Origin of the sequence: Halomonas litopenaei (assembly GCF_003045775.1) — a bacterium.
In the GTDB taxonomy this organism is placed as follows: Bacteria; Pseudomonadota; Gammaproteobacteria; order Pseudomonadales; family Halomonadaceae; genus Halomonas; species Halomonas litopenaei.
Map to the genome: position 1 here is coordinate 18,630 of NZ_PXNS01000009.1, position 16,928 is coordinate 35,557.

Genomic DNA, 16,928 nt, shown 5'->3' on the forward strand with positions numbered 1-16,928 from the left:
TAACTATACATTCATACAGCATATTGAGAGGCGTCCAGGTGCCGTGCCTGGAAAGCAACAGAAGAACGCATGTTTTCTCCGCACAAATTCCAGAAAAAAGGCAGAACATCAGAGAGATGTCAGCAGAGTCCGGTGGAATGTCAGGCACACTTTCGCAGGAATTCGAGCATGCGCGTATTGGCGACTAAGGGCGAAGAAGGCATAAGATGAATTTCTTGTTAGTATCAAGAAGATGTGAAGCGTTTTATGCAGGTCCGGGCGGCGTCAATTTAAGCAGGCATACAATTAAAAATGTTACATTTCTCGGAGAGATTATGGATAACTGGCTCTACTCAGAAGTTCTTAAACAAGATGACCTTCGAGTTCCAACATTTGCTAGGCAGAGCACAATCAATTGGATGAAGGCTCTTCGTTTTGAAATAGTGAATGAGCATGGTGTTTCAACTAAGGAACAGTTTGAATCTTCTCTTCGGCATTTTAAGGCTGCATACCCCAAAAGATTGAGGCCTTTAAATAACAGTATTGTTTTTGAATCACTGTACTCATCATTAACTAACAGCCTTGCTTTACAAACATCTGCGAAAAATTCCGACAGTGAATCTTGGATGCTTCCCAGTTCAATAGTTAGTTGGTATTACTCAGTTTATTTTTCCATATTGTCAATGTTTGGCTCTACTGGCCAAACAGTAGATGATAACCACGCTTCAGTTTATAGGGCTTTCGGTTCAAATTTGAGTGACCAAATGCCTCACCCCTTCAACATGAAAGCATCACATGTGAAAAATGAAGAGTACTGGTCAAAGCTTCCTCTGTATGTCTCTGCGAATAGCTTTAGTTTAAGTAAAACATTTCCAGAAAATGAAGATGCAGCAAGAGGTATGCTATTAGAGTATCTTTCTGGTACTGCTAAATACTATACATGGTTAACCAAGGAGAGAGTTCTTAAGAAATCTATTTACAGTGATTTTAGGACTAAAGTTGCTAAAGAAGATAGGAATAAACAATTAGCAAAAACAGTAGCCTTTATGCACTGTGCATTTCGCTACAGAGGCAAGGCTAACTACCGTGATGGTATATATCTTACGTATGGCAAAAGCTCCGCAGCTGAAACGAAGGCATTTCTCGAAGATATGGCAGTAGTATCAAAATTTGTGTTTATTTCAGGTCTGGCACTTGCATATAGATCCCCCCTAAACCCTGAAGTGGTTAATTTCATCAACGATGTAAACACAAACTTAAAAGGAATTGATAGCCTGAGTGATGATGAGTGTTTCTGGAGGGTGCTGTGAGCCAAAATGTAACAAGCGCAAACAGTCGGAAAATTTACTTGCTGGCGCTCCTAAATTTCCGCTGTTGCGGGCGTTAGCTGTCTTTGAAGCTCTGGAGTCAATATGAAATTTGAATCTATTAATTTTCAAGATAAATACACAAAGTTTTCTGAGCATTGGTCACCGCGTATTATTGCAGAAATGAATGACTATCAGTTTAAGTTGGTAAAAGTTGAGGGAGAGTTTGTTTGGCATGATCATCCTGATACAGATGAGGTTTTCATCGTTATGGAAGGTGTGCTTAACATAGAGTTCCGAGATGGCATGGTCACGCTTAATGCAGGTGAAATGTTTGTAATCCCTAAAGGCGTAGAACACAAGCCAAGCTCTAGCACCGAATGTAAGATCATGATTGTTGAACCCAAAGGTGTCGTTAATACAGGTGATAAAAGTAGTGAGCTAACTGCCGAAAATGACGTCTGGGTGTAAACTACAGCTAACAAAGCGTTTAAGAGTGACTCCCAACGTGTGCCGGTTTCGCTTCTCTCAAGTATGGCACACGTAGCTGCACACCTTAACGCGGCGTTACATGAATAGGAGGTTGAAGAGTGTTTGACAAGGCATTTGAGTTCATTTTTCAGGGAGAGTACGTCGCATTTTCCATCGCGATTGTTTTGGGAATTTTATTTAACCTAAAACATATCTTGTCCTTTGCAGACATCTATAAAAAGCGAAGAATCGAGCTATTGAAGGAAGCTGTGTCTGTATGTTCGATAAATGGAAACCTGAAGGTTCATTTCGAAGATGAAATAGAAAATGAATATTTTAGATTGGCTCATAAAGTGAAGATGCAAAAGGTTGTTAGGGATGCATGCATTGATTGGCATGTAAGACTGAATAGAGAGCTTTCGATCGCTCATTTTATAAGAGCAAGGAGCCATTTAGAGATAAATAATGGTGAATTAGAGGTAAAAATATCGACCTTCGACATGATTGGCTATTGGTACAATATTATAGCTGGTATTTTATTGTTGCTAATAGGCTCTCTGTTTCTGACGATGACTAATGCTATTCAATCACAATCGATAGTTGGAATTGTTTTTGTGATTGGAGTTTCTCTATTTTTAATATTCTTTGGATTATTTCTCTTGTCCCAGACGTTTTCAGTTGTTTCCGCAAAGAGGGTACAGAAGGCAATCGACTTATGTAACAAGTCACGGAAGGCGGATGCGTGAGACGCGCCGCTTCGTTCAGAGTTAGGCTTTGGAAGGTTCACCGTATGACGAAGAGAGTCGACGATAGATCGTCCAGCCATCTAGGTATCAGGTCCCGGATGATCGATCACGATAAGTTACGCGCCTTGGTCAAACAACTTTATGCAACGGTTAGCGAATTGGAAGCCATGTTTCCTGGAAGGCACTTTACGCCGGATGGACATATGGTTGGTAGTTTGGGGGAATGTCTCGTTGCGGATGCATATAATCTGGAGCTGATGGCAGCGTCCAACGAAGGCTATGACGCAGTTACTGAGTCCGGCCTGGAAGTCGAGATAAAAGCAACGCAGTCAAATTCAGTGGCGTTTCGAAGTCAACCGCAGCGTACGATCGTCATCAAAATCTTGTGCGATGGTACTTTCGAGGAAATCTACAATGGACCAGGAGACCTTGTATGGAGCCATTTCAGAGGTAAACGTCTACCGAGTAATGGTCAGTTTCAAGTCTCTGTCAACACACTCCGGAAGCTTAATGAAACCGTCGAGGAAGTAAGTCGTGTGCCAAGAAAAACACAGTCAGAATTTGGGAGTAAGGAGGGCTGAACGATCAGACATAGACTCACTTCTACGCTTGAGTCATCAGCTTGGTTTAGTACACTTTGACAATGCACCAGAGGCATTTGTACAACCTTCTGACGCGGAAAAGGATTTCCTTCTAAGCGCTTTAGATGAAACGGCTAGAGTTTTCCTGGTGGCAGAGATTGACGGCGACATTGTCGGCTTTGTAACAGCGAAAATTACGCGAAATGAGTCGATTCCGTTTCTGATAAGTAGCCCGATATGTCGAGTCGGTACCATAGTCGTAGATGAAGCCTCAAAAGGATCTGGTATTGGTCGTATGTTGATGTCCCATTGCGATGATTGGGCTAAAGCACAAGGCGCGGAGCAAATTAGGCTGGAGGTCATGTCCTTTAATGAAGATGCGGAGAGGTTCTATAAAGAGCTAGGCTACAAAGATCAATCTAAGACTCTGTGGAAGCCTGTAGAGTAGAAAAACGTGGGAGTTTCTTCATGTTATACAAGTCTATAGTGCGTCTGCGTTTCATGAGTCCACGTTTGAAGGCCTAGTGTATGTCTGTAGTGCACGTTTGGATTGAGCACCTTTAGTTGACTGACGATGCCTGTCAAGCTTGTTGGAACGCGGGATCACGCGGCTTGGCGGTCTCAATGAGCAAGTGCGTGTGGCATCGAACGGGACCTGCAGGGCCGCGCCATTTTTCCTACGCTGAATAGGCATCGGCATGGGCGATCGTCCTGTGGCTCAGGACGGATGGTGCTTAGCGCTATGGTGCCGTCTCGGTGGTATCCGGTATCGAATCGGTGAGCGGGTGGCTGAGGATGCATCAGGCTAACCGAGGCCGGCGATCAAATAGTGCGGTACACCCAAGTGTGCACTCGGTGCACGCGATGCATTCAGGCTCAGGTTCAGGCTCGGAGAGGTGGCGTATGACCAGGCAGATGGGGGGTCAGGGGCTATGTCTCTCGATTTGGCTGCTTGCTGGTTCGTCGGCGGCCCTGGGCGCGGGCTTGCCATCGGGGGAGGGCAGGGAGGCAGTCGAAGTGCAGTGCTCGGTGTGCCATCCGGTCAGTCGCATCAGCCAGAGCCTTGGCTACAGCCGTGAGGGGTGGCTCGAGTTGATGGGCACCATGGTGGATCTCTCGAGTGATCCTGCCCGCCGCGGGGCTATCGCCGACTATCTGGCGGAGCACTTTCCTCCCAATGAGCGACGGGCACCGACGTTGCTTGAGGGAGATACCGATATCAGCTTCCACGAATGGGTGGTGCCGACGCTCGGGCAGCGCTCAAGGGATCCGGCCGAGGCGCCAGACGGCGGGATCTGGTGGGCGGGCCAATGGGGAAATCTGGTGGGGCGCATTGATCCCATGTCCGGTGAGATGCGTGAATACCCGCTGCCGCCCGGCAGCATGCCTCACTCTGTGACGCTGGATCGTGACGGTGGTGTGTGGTTTACCGGCAACAAGAACGGGACGCTGGGGCGTCTCGACCCGGCCAGTGGTGATATCGAGGTGGTCGACATGCCTGACCCCTCGGTGCGTGATCCCCATACGGCGGTGTTCGATGATGACGGTCTTCTCTGGTTTACGGCGCAGCACGCCAATCGCGTCGGACGCCTGGATCCGCAAACCGGTGAGGTCGAACTCGTTGCCATGCCTAGCTCGGGGTCACGCCCCTACGGCATCAAGATCGATGCAGAGGGCACACCCTGGGTGGCCTGCAATGGCAGCAACTGCCTGGTACGGGTCGATCCCGACACCATGGCGCTTACCGAAATCGAACTTCCCCATCAGGCAACCACTGTGCGCAGGCTCGATATCGCCGATGACGGCATGATCTGGTACGTCAATTCGGGAAGGGGCCGGCTTGGGCGCTATGACCCCCGCAGCGGTGAGGTGCAGGAGTGGCCGTCGCCAAGCGGCGAGAAGTCTCATCCCTACGCGATCGCGGTACTCGATGGCGTGGTCTGGTACAACGAATCCGGGATGCGCCCCGATGCTCTGGTGCGCTTTGATCCCGTCACTGAGACCTTCCAGAGCTGGGCGATCCCGTCTGGCGGTATTTACGCCGGTATCGTGCGGCATATGCGACCGACCCGGAATGGCGACCTGCTGATTCATCAGAGCGCCACCAATCGCATCATTCGAGTCGAGATCAATCGCTAGGGGCCTCCGGTTGTTCCGGTGTCCGTAGCTCCCCTTCACGCACCCCGTCGAGAAAGCCTCTCGGCGGGGTGCCTTCGTTTGTTGACCTGATGGCTGATTGGACATCGTCACATTGATGAAGACGGTCTATGCTTCAAAGGCCAAGTTTACTTAGGAAGAGTGTTCTACGGGGGTAGTCATTCTGATTGAATCCATCAGGAATACTTGGTAAGTACTTGATAAATTAGCCGAGATGTTTGGTGTCCTGCGGTCGTGGCCCCGGTGCCTTTTTAAGCACATTTTATTCAGGGCTGCGCCGCCAGAAGCGCTTTCCTTTCCGTGTCAGATGAAAGAGGTCAGCGCGGGGACGCTGTCGGGGCGCCTTGCCCGTTATCCAAAGCTCCGGTGTCCGAGCATGTTTCCCTCCTGCCTCGCATAGCACCAGATTCCGGTCGCCTGCTTCCTGTTTCGGTGGGCTGACGTCCCGGAAGTCGACTCCCCCCGCTCGGTCATCGTTTCGATGACCCGGGTAGCGTTATTTCTCGCCGAGCTTCTTGTTGACGACCTGTACTGCGCTGCCCTGCGAAGTTGCAAACGTCATTCAACGTCAAGGAGCCAACACATGAACACGTCAAAAGACCCCGATCCCTGCCCATGCCGCTCTCAGGTGGGGCTGGGCAAGGATCGGGCGGAAGAGCTCGTGGTGGCCAAGGTGCCCCAGGGCTTTGAGGCCAACATCGATGTGCGCCTCGTTCCTGGAGGAGACTTCGCGCTCCCCAAGCGTCCTCTGCGCTGCCGTCCTCGCAAGGGAGCGCCCCGTCGGGATGCCGAGCCTCTTGCGTTACCAGAGGAGGTGATGAAGAAACTCCAGGAGGCCGACAAGTTGATGATGGAGTGGTTGGCCAAGGACGAGGCGAACGCGAGCCTATACATGGCGCGTCCTGTCGAGGCCTTGCTCAAGGCCGGTGTCAAATTGTCAAGGCAGGAGCTGAAGGCCGTCGAGCGGGCCCACGGGGAGGTCGAACAGACAGCAGTGGTAGGTCCCGGAGTGAAGGTGGCGGGTTTCAAGGCTGCGGCCTTCCCGCGTGGTCGTATCGGCGAGATCAAGCCGGGTGCGAAGCCGCAGGACGATGATGGCTTTGCTGTTCACAAGGAGGGCTAGTCATGGCACTGGATCGAACAGCCGGTTTTGACATGCTCGTTCAGATTTCCGAGAACGAACTCAACAATCAACTTGCCACGGCCTTCCTCGCCGGAGGGATCTTTCCACCCAGTATCAGCGTGCCAGTCAATGCAGGCGGTGTCAGCGGGAGCGCCGATCTGAATTTCGATACCCCCGTCGCCGACCTGGACCGCCCTCGGCCGAGAATGGGGCTGACCGTTCCCTTTTCCAATTCTCAGCTCCAGATCACCGCGCCCCTGGCGTTGACGGTCGCCCCGATCGGTGGCGCCATCACGGTGGTGGACAGTATCGCCATGGTGACCGAGGGCAGCAATCAATTCGCCACCATGGACTTCAATGCCGGTGCGCCCACGGTCAATGTGGCCTTCGATCCTGCGTCGGTGTCACTGCTTGAGCCGCTTCTGGATGTTGCGGGGCTGAGCCTCACGCAGGCGCAGAACATGATGGCGGGAGTCGTGCTCGACCAGCTTCAGTCCAGCATCGGTCGAATCGATCTGACGCCAGCGATCCCGGTCGTCGACGATACGGATGCGACAACCGTCTTCGACATCGATGTCACCACCGTGAACGATACCACGGCACTGGATCGTGATTGCCTTGCGTTCGGTGTGCGCATGTCCAGCGACGGCGGGGGTAATATCAATAACGTCACCTCCAGCTTGATCCCTGCCGGGAGCCAGTCGCTGGTGACGATGAGCAACTTCTGGTTGCTGGCCAGGGTAATGCGCCCACGTATCGCAAGCTCCATGGGCAGACCTGTCACCGATTTCGACACCCCCTTGAGGCTAAACCGCAGTATCCCCGCACCGGGTGGTCAGGGGACGCTTCGAAGTCTTGAGGCTCGCGTTGTCGCCAATCGCATTTCCGTCACGGGACGTGCCACCGACTCGGGTAGTGGTTGGTCGGCGGAGTCGAATTTCTCGTTCTTCATCGATATCGGTCTGGATGCTGGGGCGATCACGGTGACTGCCACCACGCCGGTGGTGGATACCGATGTGGACCTGGCCTGGTGGGTGTGGCTTGCCTCACTCGGTCTGGGAGGTCTGTTCGGCGGTATCGTCGGAGTCATCATTGCCGCCGTGGTGCTGGCGATTGTCGAGGCGGTGGCAGAAGGCATCGCCGATGGTCTGATTTCGGATGGCATCAGCGGGGCCATTGGTGGCCTGCCGGCGATCCCGCTCGGGCCGATCGGTGGTGGTCTGACGCTGTCCAGTATCGTCCTCGATGATCTGGAATTGCGCTCGAGCATCGTGCGGTCGGTCTCGGTGCCGGTAAAACACCAGGGCGGAAACGTCGGTCTCGGAGGGTTCTCGGTGGATCTGGACAGTGGCGCCCTCAGTGCGGGGGTGCTGCCCGGAACCGATCTCGCCTGGAATCCCGCAAGCGGCTTGAATGCCGTCGGTGGCAGTGGGCTGACGGTCACGGGGACCTCCTTCGGCGCGCTGACACCGGTGCAGATATCGCGCCTGCCGCTGGCAACAAGCCAGATGTCTCTGGGCCTGATACCCCTCACGTGGCCGCGATGGTTCCTGTTCATGCCTCACCATGAGGTGGTCTTCGGGATGCGCACGTCCGAAGGGCGCCTGGCCAAGTTACGTGCCTGGCGCCAGATCGATCAGCAGGGGGCACTGCATCTGGACTGGATCACCTTCGACACCCCGACGCCATCGCTGGATATTGCGGCACGATGGAGCGTGACAGAGCGCGGAGAGGTGACTGACTACATTGCGAAGGACTGTTCTCGTTGTCGTTCCAGCCCGGTGCGATGGTGCGGCGTGTTTGAAGCCTGGCCCAGGCTCACGGCCTTCCCGGTGGACTACGAGTGGTGCCTGTGTGGGCAGACCCTGGAACAGGGCGATGGCAAGGTGAAGAGCGCGGCAGGCATCATTACCTATCGACTGGAGGGACGACGGCTCAAGATCGCGACCGAAATGGGCCAGTTGTTCAAGTGCGAGCTGTGTGTCAGCGCCATCGATGCCCGTGGCCTGGAGCTGTACACCTGTATTCAGCTCAATCAGCCCGGTATAGAGCGACGCTGCCGTCCGTGCAAACCGACTCGCAAGGATGTGTCGGTCAATCTGTTGCCGGTGGCCGCTGAGCTTGCCTACTGGCGACCCTTGCTGCCGCGGGAGCCGCTGGTCGAGGTAGATCCCATCGGCTAGGCTCGAGCCCACAAGAAACGCAAGAAAGTAGAAGGAAAAGAGATGGCAGGAGGGGCCGGTACCCGAGCAGGGTTCCGGCCCTTTACTGATTGGTGAGTTCTGCGCCTCGGCGTAACGCCATCTGGTTGCGGGATTCCCCGCCTGCTGGCGAGGCAGCCTGTCGAGGGAGGCTTGACGAGCGCTTCGCTCGTCGACTTTTCGGGCAGCGCCTAGTGGCCGTGCGCTGAACGGCCAATGGAGGAGGGCAAGTAATGAAAGCAGTTGTTCAGGAAGAGATATCCGGTTGCGGTATCGCGACGTGCGCGGTTCTGGCCGGCGTAAGCTACGCCGAGGCCAGGAGCAGGGCCAAGGCGTTGGGCATCCACGCACAGGACCAGGCGCTCTGGTCTGATACCGCATACGTCAGGCGGCTGGCAACCGATCTGGGGGTCGAGCTGGGCGCCAGGGAGTTGCCGTTCGAGTCCTGGGAGGGGCTTCCCGACCTGGCTGTGCTGGCGATTAAATGGCGACGGGAGAGAGGGCGACCGTTCTGGCATTGGGTCGTCTTTCGTCGAGACGAAGGGGGAGAGAGCGTACTGGATTCGAAGAAATCATTGAAGCGTAATGTTCGACAAGACTTCGGTCGACTGAAGCCAAGATGGTTTATCGAGGCCTCCGTTATTTGAACAGGAGGAAAGAAATTTAGGCTCTCTTTTTTGTGGATTGTCTATCTGAGAACGTTGCATTTTTTTGATGTTGAAATATTTCGCAAGATTGTAGGTTATTGGAGCAAGACGAAAGTCGTTGCTACTAAAAAATATGACGACTCTTTAATCGTGGAATCTATCTTTCTTACGTCAGCATGCCCTCTTTATTGCGCTTTGACGTAGGAGAAAGCCATGTTTTTCTCAAGACCAATAAGGTGCATTGCATTGGTGCCTTTTATGGTGGGAGGAACGGCGGTAGCGGAACCCGTCGACATCGACTTCCAGGAAGTGACGAACCTTGCCGCCACTGTTTCTCCAGACGGCAGCCAGGCCGTCCTCGATATTCAAGGTGTGCTTTGGCGCCTGGACATGGCGTCGGGGGAGACGGTGAAGCTAACAGAGCCTGGTCTCGATCCGGCCAGGCCGCACTGGGGGCCGTCCGGTGACCTTATCGTCATGCAGGCCTACCAGCAGGGAACCTTCGATATCTGGATGATGGACAGCGATGGCGAAGGCTTGAAACCGCTCACGGGTGCGCCTTGGGACGAGCGCGAGCCAGAGCTTTCGCCCGATGGCAGTGAAATCGCCTTTGTGTCCGACCGGGGCGGTAGCTATGACGTCTGGACGATGACGCTGGAAACGCGGGCCCTTACCCAGTGGACCGATACGCCTGAAGAAGAGGCGTACCCCACCTGGGCGGCAGACGGCAATCGTATCGCCTACGTCGCCGATCGTACGAGTATCAAGGAGGTAAGCCGCGCAGGAGACATCCAGGCATTGGTCTCCGATATTCAGGGGATTGCCTACGCCCCTTCCTGGTCGGCGGGGGACAATGAGCCGATATCCTGGATTCGTTCGACTCCAGGCAAGACCGAATTGATGCTGGGCGACGAGGTGCGCCTCGACGGACACGATGTGTTCCCGTTCCGCGTGGACTGGCAGGCCGACGGCAGTGCGGTATTGGCGGCCGATGGCCAACTGATGCGCCTGGAAGCCGGGTCTGATGATCTGGTCCCGATTCCCTTCGCCGCCAGCCTATCGATCGACAGACCGAACTTCAGCCGCGAGAACGACCTTGTCGGGTTCGGGCGGCACCAGGTGAAGGGGATCGTGACGCCAGCGTTGCACCCCGACGGCAATCAGGTCGCCTTTGCCGCGCTCAATGACCTGTGGCTCATGCCGGTCGGCGAGGCTCCGCAACGCTTGACCAACGATGTCTACTACGAGTCCGACCCTGCCTGGTCGCCTGATGGGGAGCGACTGGCCTACGTCAGTGATCGCAGTGGCGCTCTGGACATCTGGATTCGCGAGATGGCGAGCGGCAAGAAGTGGGCCCTGACGAACTCCGATGAGACAGAGCTTTACCCCGCCTGGTCGCCGGATGGCTCGAGGCTGGTCTATCAGAATGCCTCGGGCGATACCAAGGTGATCGATATCGCGTCAGGTGAAAGTCGCGCTATCGTCGAAGGCATGTTTCAGCCTGGCCGCGCCAGTTGGTCGGCCGATGGCAAGCACGTCGCGCTTGCCGGTGTCGTGCCCTACACCAGCCGTTTCAGGGAGGGCACCAATCAGGTGCTGGTGGTCGATGTCGCGTCGGGTGAGCAGCGCTTCTATCCGGTTGCCGAGCATGCCTCCATCACCACTCGCTCCGACAATGGTCCCGTCTGGGCGCCTGACGGCGGCAAGATGAGTTTTGTACTGGATGGTGCGCTCTACGTGATGGATGTCTCCGCCGAAGGCCGCCCCACAGGCGAGCCGAGGCGAGTCGCAGAGGGCATCGCCGATTCTCCTTCCTGGAGCGGAGATGCATCCCGCTTGCTGTTTTTGAAAGATGGTCAACTCAAGATGGTGAGCCTCGACGATGGTGAGGTCCAGAACATCGACGTGAGGCTCGAGTGGTCGCCACAGGAGCTGCCTGAGAGCACGGTTGTGCACGTTGGCCGCCTGTGGAACGGCGCAAGTGACGAGGTGCTCACCGATGTCGACATCACGGTGGTGAACGGTCGAATTGCCGCCATCGGTTCGCACGATGACAGCAGGCCACAGGGTAATGTCATCGACGCCAGCGAGCTGACTGCGGTGCCGGGGCTGATCGAAGGTCACACCCACCAGACCTGGGGCAATCACACCTTCGGCTATGGCGCCCGGCAGGGCCGCCTTTTGTTGTCCATGGGGATCACCAGCACGGTCTCGGTGGGGGATCTTGCCTACCGAGCGGTGGGCGACCACGAGGCTATCGCGTCAGGGAAGCGTGTCGGTCCGCGCTTCTTCTACACGGGTGGCCCGCTCGATGGTTCGCGCATCTACTACAATGCCATGCGCCCGGTAGCCGACGAAGGCCAGTTATCGGCAGAGCTGGAGCGCGCCGAGGCCCTGGACTTCGATGTGATGAAGACCTATGTGCGGATGAACCCGGCCTTCATGAAAGCGGTATCCGATGAAGCGGGTCAGCGAGGGGTGCCGACCTATTCGCATTTTCTCGCCCCGGGCGTCTATCTGGACCAGAGCGGCACGACCCATCTGGGCGCCACCGAGCGGCTGGATTACTCGCGTATCGGCTCGCTGACGGGCAGGACCTATCAGGATGTGATCGATCTTTTTTCCCGGGCGAACATGTCGGTGGTGTCGACCTTCTTCGCGGTGGAGCCATCGCTGTTTGGCGACAACGACATTAGAGACGATGTCAGGGTCAAGGCGTTGGTCCCTCGGGCCGAGCGAGATGCCCTCCAGGAGGCCTTCGACAGCGACAGCTCCCCCGACAACTCCCACTTCCTGGCACAGTACGCGGATAATCCCGAAACGCTTGCTCGGATCGTCGAAGCGGGAGGGCGGCTGATCGCCGGCAGCGACTCCCCTCTGGACTTTGTCGGTTTCGGACTCCACAGCAATCTGCGTTGGCTGGAAAGCGGCCCCTTGACGCCGTTCCAGGCGCTGAGGTCTGCCACAGCAGTACCCGCCATGGAGCTTGGCCTGCACGAGCAACTGGGCACGCTGGAAGTCGGCAAGATGGCGGATATCGCCTTTGTCCGGGGGAAGCCGGATGAGGACATCCGTGACCTCATCAAGGTGGAAATGGTGATGAAGGGCGGTCATGCCTATCGCGTGGAGGACCTGGTGGCGCCTTTTTCCATGAATCTTGAATAGGTGCCTCGTCGCCATGAACAAGGGTCGTCAATTGACGGCCCTTGTTTCAGGATGCGGGTCAGCATGGCATCGGATGGGACCTTGTATCCTGACATTTTGCCGACATGGGGTATGTCATGAGGTATGGCGTCTGTGGACTTTTCCTGATGCTGGCGCTGTTGCCGGGAGGCGCCGTGGCCCATGATGATCCCTGGACCAGGGGCATCAACGAAGCGGCGGTGGGTTCGGGCTTTGACGATCCTTTTACGGAAGATATCAACGAAGCGGCGGTAGCAAGCGGGTTCGATGATCCCTTCACTGACGACGTGAATGAAGGTGTGATCGGCTCGGACATCGATGATCCGTTCACCGACGATATCAACGAAGGCGCAGTCGGATCAGGGCGCGACGATCCTTTTACCCCGGGTATCAATGAAGGCGCGGTAGGCTCGGGGTTCGAGGATCCGTTTACTGAACAGATCAATGAGGGGGCGATTGGCTCGGGTAGCGGTGGTTTCTGATCCGCTCTTGTCAGTGCGGGTCTCTGGCGCAGGTCTCTGGCGTCGGCGCAGGTCTTTGGTGTCAGCCTGGCATATGCACCGGGAAGGCCGTTGATATCGTCTCGTGCTACATTGCCAAGCTCGCCGTGGCGGATAGCGAGTTCCGTGACGGCCGCTGAGTGTATTGTCCATCGTCACTGAGGAAAACCGTTGAGTGCCATCGCCACCACACCGACACCGCCGTACTACGCGGTGATCTTCACCTCCACGAGAACGCCGGGGGATGACGGCTACGGCGAGATGGCCGAGCGCATGGTCGAACTGGCGGCACAGCAGCCGGGGTTTCTGGGGGTGGAGTCGGCGCGCTCGCCGGGTGAATACGCCGCCGGCATCACCGTGTCCTACTGGTCTGACCTGGCATCCATTCGCGCCTGGAAGGCCAACCTGGATCATCGCGAGGCCCAGGCCAGGGGCCGCGAGCGCTGGTATGCAAGCTACCGCGTCAGGGTGGCACTGGTGGAGCGGGAGTATGGACTCGACGAGACAGCGGGTATGAGCTGAGCAGCGACGTCGCTGTCATGACGCACCGCTAATATGACATGGCCAATGACAAGGCCCCGCCGGGCAGCTGCTGCACTGCAGCCCGGCGGGGCCTTGTCGTTCTTGCGTATTGGTCTCACGTGCCACGCCACTTTCACCCGACGGGGCTGGCGTTATCGCGTCGCCCTTGCTCAGTGTTGGGCGGTGAGTCTGACAGGGGAGTCGCTCTGGTCGAGGGTCGCGTCGCCGCAGGCGAGTGCGTCAACGATGGGAATGAGCTGTGTGATGACGGCTTCCACGCAATCGTCATCGTAGCGGCGGCCACGTCGCTTCTTGAAGCCCTGCTCGTACAGTCGCATATGGTGGGTGGCGCTGACGCCGGCCTTGTCCAGGCAGTGGGCGGTGCAGTGCATCTGGCAGCCGTCGAGTGCCACGATCGGTCGCCCGGATTGGGCCTTGCGCACCAGCCCCGGCACGCCGCCACCAACGCCCGAGATGCAGGACATCTCGGCGATGCCGCGATGGTCGAGCGCAACAGCAACGCTGTTGGCGAGCTGGGCCACGTCTGAGCAGCCGGAGCAGGCGTAGACCAGAGGAAGGGGTGAGGGGGTGGCCATGGTGGGCTCTCCTTGTCGGAACATTCTGGGGTGTGCTGTCGGTGTTCAGGTCGTCTCACTAGCGGGCGAACTGGCTCAGCGGCAGGTAGGGATAGCGCTGGCCGGGCACCACCTGCTGGCCAGGGGGCACCTGGAGGTAGCCGTCGGCTTGTGCTGCACTCTTGAGCATATTGGAGCCCTGGTCGCCGGCGATCCTGGCCACCGGGGCGATGTCGCTGTGATCCAGGCGGACGCGCAGCCACTGGGTGCGGGTGCGGTTGGCGCGGTAGGTGAAGCCTGCGTGCACTGCAAAGCTCGCCAGCGGGGCGATGGTTCGTCCCTGTCGGCGATGCAGTACCGCCAGGCCCAACAGGTGCCAGGCGACCAGGGCAGCGGTGGGGTTGCCGGGAAGTCCCAGCAACGGGGTGCCGGTAGACGGGGACTGGCCGATGTAGCCCAGGGTGAAGGGCTTGCCGGGCTTCATCGCCACGCCGCTGAGGCAGATGCCGCCAAGGCGCTCGAGGCAGGGCCTGACGTGGTCTTCCTCACCCACCGAGACGCCGCCGGTACAGACGATCAGATCGGCCTGGCGGGCGGCGAAGGTCAGCGCTTCTTCCAGCGCCGTGGCGCTGTCGCTGATGTTGCCAAGGTCGACAAGCTCGGCGTTGTGATCCTGCAGCAGGGCGTGCAGCATGCCGGCGTTCGAGTTGTAGATCTGGCCCGGGGCCAGCGGCTTGCCGGGCGTGACCAGCTCCGAGCCGGTACTGATGACGGCGACGCGCACCCGACGCCGGCAGGGCACCTCGGTGATGCCCTGGGCCGCCAGCAGCGCCAGGCGGATGGCATCGAGGGGCTCACCTGGCTCGAGCAGAGCCGCTCCCTGGGTGAGCTCTTCGCCGCGTCGCCGGATATGGTCTCCCAGGTGCAAGTCAGTGGGAAAGTGGATCTGGCCGGCGTCGTCGATCCGTACCTGTTCCTGGGGCACCACCACGTCGGCACCGCGGGGAATCGGTGCGCCGGTGAAGATGCGCGCACAGCCGTCGAAGGGCAGGGTGATCGGGGCGGCGCCGGCGGGCACCCGGGCCACCACCGGCAGAGCAAGCCGGTGCTTGAGGTCGGCCAGACGCAGGGCGTAGCCGTCCATGGCGCTGTTGTCGATGCCGGGAACGTCGTGCAGCGCCTTGAGCGGCGCGGCCAGGATGCGGCCACGGGCGTGGGTCGTTCTCAGCGTCTCGGTGTCCTCCAGCGGGCGGGTCAAGGCGATGACCTGCTCGCGGGCCTGCCAGGGATCGATCAGGGTGCGGCCCCTGGTCGGTGTGTCACAGCCGCAGGTCTCGCTCATGGGGTGACCTCCAGGGCTTCGTGTCGAGCCGTCATCCCGTTGACTGAAGCGACGTGGTGATCGGCGCTGCGGCTGGTGCAGCGCTGGCTGTCCTTCACCACCATGGCGACGAAGTTGCAGGGCCGGGTGCGGGCGTCGAGCTGGGCTGCAAGAATGTCGTCCCAGGCCATGGCGCAGGCCTTGGGCGAGCCGGGCATGGAGAACACCAGGGTGCGATCGATCACCCCGGCCACGGCGCGGGACTGGATGGTGGAGGTGCCGATGGCCTCGAAGGAACGCAGACGAAAAAGCTCGCCGTAGCCTTCGACGACCTTGTCGAACAGTACCGTCAGTGCCTCCGGGGTGTTGTCACGGGCGGTAAAGCCGGTGCCGCCGTTGACCAGCACCACCTGGATGTCGGAACGGATCACCCAGGCGCTGACCTGGGCGCGAATGCGATAGATGTCGTCGGGGACCAGGGCGCGCTCGGTCAGGCGGTGCCCGGCGCCGGCTAACCGGTCTGCCAGCAGGTTGCCGCTGCCGTCCTCGTCCAGGCCACGGGTATCGGACACGGTGAGGATGGCGATATCCAGCGGGGTGAACACGGCGCACGTGGACGTATGAGACATGCAAGGACTCCGGTGGAGAGAACGTGAAGGGAGCCCGCCGGACCCTGAGGTCTGGCGGGGGTGTCAGGTGGGAGGGAAAGGGGGAGTCGCACGCGTCGTTCGCTAGTGGCGCCTGGTCGGCGCTCTGTCTGTGCTCTTTCAGCGACCTGTCAGCGCCCTTATCAGCGCATCAGGGGACCGTCGACGTCATCGTCGGCCAGGGTGAAACCCTCGACGCCGATCTCGCTTTCCAGCGCCAGCAGGTAGTGGCGCAGGGCGACTCGGGTGGCTTGTTCGGTCAGCTCGTGGGCGACCCTGTCCTTGACCTCGGCGTAGGGCAGTGGCTGGCGCTCCAGACGAGCGTCGATGACGACCACGTGCCAACCGTAGCGTGACGGCAGCGGACGCTCGTGCAGGCCTTCGGGCAGGGGTTCCAGTGCGCGGTCGAGCTCGCTGACGGTCTGGCCGCGGCTGACCCAGCCAAGGCTTCCGCCTTCGTCCTTCGATGGGCACTGCGAAAACCGCTGCGCCATTTCATCGAAGCGTTTGGGATGCTGCTTGAGGGTGTCGATCAGCCCTTCGGCCTTCTTGAACTGCTCGTCGCGGGCGTCCAGGTCGTCGGGGGCTGCCGCCAGCAGGATATGCCGGACCTTGAGACGGGTGGGCTCGCAGAAGCGTTCGGGGTGAGCCGCGTGAAAGCGTACGCAGGCCTCTTCATCGGGCGGGGGGACTTGCAGTTCCTGATCCAGCATCACGGCGATCGCACGCTCGTCGGGCTCGTGCAGCGAGCCCGTCTCGATGCCCAGGATCTCGGCGCGCTGGCGCAAGAGTTCCTGGATGACCAGGGCGCGGGCCGCCGCCTTGGCGGCGGCCTCGCGATCCGTTGACGGATGGAACTGCATCTCCCCGGCGATGGCTTCCTCGCCGATCACGCTGTCACCAACACGAATGCTGGGAACCGTTGTGTGCGGCAGGGTTTCCACGGGGATGGTTTGCATGACATGCCT

16 protein-coding genes are annotated in these 16,928 nt (G+C 58.1%); 12 read left to right on the forward strand and 4 right to left on the reverse strand.

Annotated elements, in window-relative coordinates:
• The first annotated feature begins 206 nt into the window (after window positions 1–206).
• The 12 genes from C6W88_RS21420 to C6W88_RS14985 all read left to right on the forward strand — a co-directional run bounded on the left by C6W88_RS21420 (window position 207) and on the right by C6W88_RS14985 (window position 13,417).
• Window positions 207–1,289 carry a hypothetical protein gene (locus C6W88_RS21420; protein WP_146164672.1) on the forward strand — a complete coding sequence of 361 codons (1,083 nt, stop codon included), beginning with the start codon at window positions 207–209 and terminating at the stop codon, window positions 1,287–1,289.
• Window positions 1,290–1,391: 102 nt separating this feature from the next.
• Window positions 1,392–1,757 (forward strand): cupin domain-containing protein, encoded by a 366-nt coding sequence (locus C6W88_RS14935; RefSeq protein WP_108133037.1) that lies wholly within the window; start codon window positions 1,392–1,394, stop codon window positions 1,755–1,757.
• 119 nt (window positions 1,758–1,876) lie between these two features.
• Window positions 1,877–2,503, forward strand: coding sequence for a hypothetical protein (locus tag C6W88_RS14940; protein ID WP_108133038.1), 627 nt, complete (start codon window positions 1,877–1,879; stop codon window positions 2,501–2,503).
• Window positions 2,504–2,601: 98 nt separating this feature from the next.
• On the forward strand, window positions 2,602–3,084 hold the full coding sequence (locus C6W88_RS14945; protein WP_108133193.1) for a DUF6998 domain-containing protein: 483 nt from the start codon (window positions 2,602–2,604) through the stop codon (window positions 3,082–3,084).
• Window positions 3,085–3,112: 28 nt separating this feature from the next.
• Window positions 3,113–3,532, forward strand: coding sequence for a GNAT family N-acetyltransferase (locus C6W88_RS14950; RefSeq protein WP_219906539.1), 420 nt, complete (start codon window positions 3,113–3,115; stop codon window positions 3,530–3,532).
• 569 nt (window positions 3,533–4,101) lie between these two features.
• A complete protein-coding gene (locus C6W88_RS14955) occupies window positions 4,102–5,223 on the forward strand; it encodes a Vgb family protein (protein WP_197037130.1) in 1,122 nt (373 codons plus the stop codon).
• A gap of 601 nt (window positions 5,224–5,824) precedes the next feature.
• Window positions 5,825–6,364, forward strand: a complete 540-nt coding sequence (locus C6W88_RS14960; RefSeq protein WP_108133040.1) for a macro domain-containing protein — start codon at window positions 5,825–5,827, stop codon at window positions 6,362–6,364.
• Between the two features lie 2 nt (window positions 6,365–6,366).
• The gene (locus C6W88_RS14965) at window positions 6,367–8,547 is read left to right on the forward strand and encodes a hypothetical protein (RefSeq protein ID WP_108133041.1); all 2,181 of its coding nucleotides are present in this window, start codon (window positions 6,367–6,369) and stop codon (window positions 8,545–8,547) included.
• 251 nt (window positions 8,548–8,798) lie between these two features.
• Complete coding sequence (locus C6W88_RS14970) at window positions 8,799–9,212, forward strand: hypothetical protein (RefSeq protein WP_108133042.1); 414 nt, start codon at window positions 8,799–8,801, stop codon at window positions 9,210–9,212.
• Window positions 9,213–9,470: 258 nt separating this feature from the next.
• Complete coding sequence (locus C6W88_RS14975) at window positions 9,471–12,377, forward strand: amidohydrolase family protein (protein WP_181248631.1); 2,907 nt, start codon at window positions 9,471–9,473, stop codon at window positions 12,375–12,377.
• A 146-nt stretch (window positions 12,378–12,523) separates the two neighbouring features.
• Complete coding sequence (locus C6W88_RS14980; protein ID WP_108133044.1) at window positions 12,524–12,877, forward strand: hypothetical protein; 354 nt, start codon at window positions 12,524–12,526, stop codon at window positions 12,875–12,877.
• Window positions 12,878–13,066: 189 nt separating this feature from the next.
• A complete protein-coding gene (locus C6W88_RS14985) occupies window positions 13,067–13,417 on the forward strand; it encodes an antibiotic biosynthesis monooxygenase family protein (protein WP_045994429.1) in 351 nt (116 codons plus the stop codon).
• Window positions 13,418–13,587: 170 nt separating this feature from the next.
• Here the strand turns inward: C6W88_RS14985 and C6W88_RS14990 are convergent, their stop codons facing one another.
• The 4 genes from C6W88_RS14990 to C6W88_RS15005 form a co-directional block, all read right to left on the reverse strand.
• Window positions 13,588–14,013, reverse strand: a complete 426-nt coding sequence (locus C6W88_RS14990; protein ID WP_108133045.1) for a putative zinc-binding protein — start codon at window positions 14,011–14,013, stop codon at window positions 13,588–13,590.
• A gap of 58 nt (window positions 14,014–14,071) precedes the next feature.
• On the reverse strand, window positions 14,072–15,334 hold the full coding sequence (locus tag C6W88_RS14995) for a molybdopterin molybdotransferase MoeA (RefSeq protein WP_108133046.1): 1,263 nt from the start codon (window positions 15,332–15,334) through the stop codon (window positions 14,072–14,074).
• A complete protein-coding gene (moaB, locus tag C6W88_RS15000; RefSeq protein ID WP_108133047.1) occupies window positions 15,331–15,942 on the reverse strand; it encodes a molybdenum cofactor biosynthesis protein B in 612 nt (203 codons plus the stop codon). Before moaB ends, C6W88_RS14995 begins: the two co-directional genes overlap by 4 nt.
• A gap of 161 nt (window positions 15,943–16,103) precedes the next feature.
• Window positions 16,104–16,919 carry a peptidylprolyl isomerase gene (locus C6W88_RS15005; RefSeq protein ID WP_108133048.1) on the reverse strand — a complete coding sequence of 272 codons (816 nt, stop codon included), beginning with the start codon at window positions 16,917–16,919 and terminating at the stop codon, window positions 16,104–16,106.
• Between the last annotated feature and the right edge of the window lie 9 nt (window positions 16,920–16,928).

Bases quoted from the DNA above. Each gene is read 5' to 3' on its own strand.
- C6W88_RS14975 (WP_181248631.1), top strand. From the start codon at position 9,471: ATGGTGGGAGGAACGGCGGTAGCGGAACCCGTCGACATCGACTTCCAG.
- C6W88_RS14995 (WP_108133046.1), bottom strand. From the start codon at position 15,334: ATGAGCGAGACCTGCGGCTGTGACACACCGACCAGGGGCCGCACCCTG.
- C6W88_RS14970 (WP_108133042.1), top strand. From the start codon at position 8,799: ATGAAAGCAGTTGTTCAGGAAGAGATATCCGGTTGCGGTATCGCGACG.
- moaB (WP_108133047.1), bottom strand. From the start codon at position 15,942: ATGTCTCATACGTCCACGTGCGCCGTGTTCACCCCGCTGGATATCGCC.
- C6W88_RS15005 (WP_108133048.1), bottom strand. From the start codon at position 16,919: ATGCAAACCATCCCCGTGGAAACCCTGCCGCACACAACGGTTCCCAGC.
- C6W88_RS14980 (WP_108133044.1), top strand. From the start codon at position 12,524: ATGCTGGCGCTGTTGCCGGGAGGCGCCGTGGCCCATGATGATCCCTGG.
- C6W88_RS14935 (WP_108133037.1), top strand. From the start codon at position 1,392: ATGAAATTTGAATCTATTAATTTTCAAGATAAATACACAAAGTTTTCT.
- C6W88_RS14960 (WP_108133040.1), top strand. From the start codon at position 5,825: ATGAACACGTCAAAAGACCCCGATCCCTGCCCATGCCGCTCTCAGGTG.
- C6W88_RS14965 (WP_108133041.1), top strand. From the start codon at position 6,367: ATGGCACTGGATCGAACAGCCGGTTTTGACATGCTCGTTCAGATTTCC.
- C6W88_RS14945 (WP_108133193.1), top strand. From the start codon at position 2,602: ATGATCGATCACGATAAGTTACGCGCCTTGGTCAAACAACTTTATGCA.
- C6W88_RS21420 (WP_146164672.1), top strand. From the start codon at position 207: ATGAATTTCTTGTTAGTATCAAGAAGATGTGAAGCGTTTTATGCAGGT.
- C6W88_RS14990 (WP_108133045.1), bottom strand. From the start codon at position 14,013: ATGGCCACCCCCTCACCCCTTCCTCTGGTCTACGCCTGCTCCGGCTGC.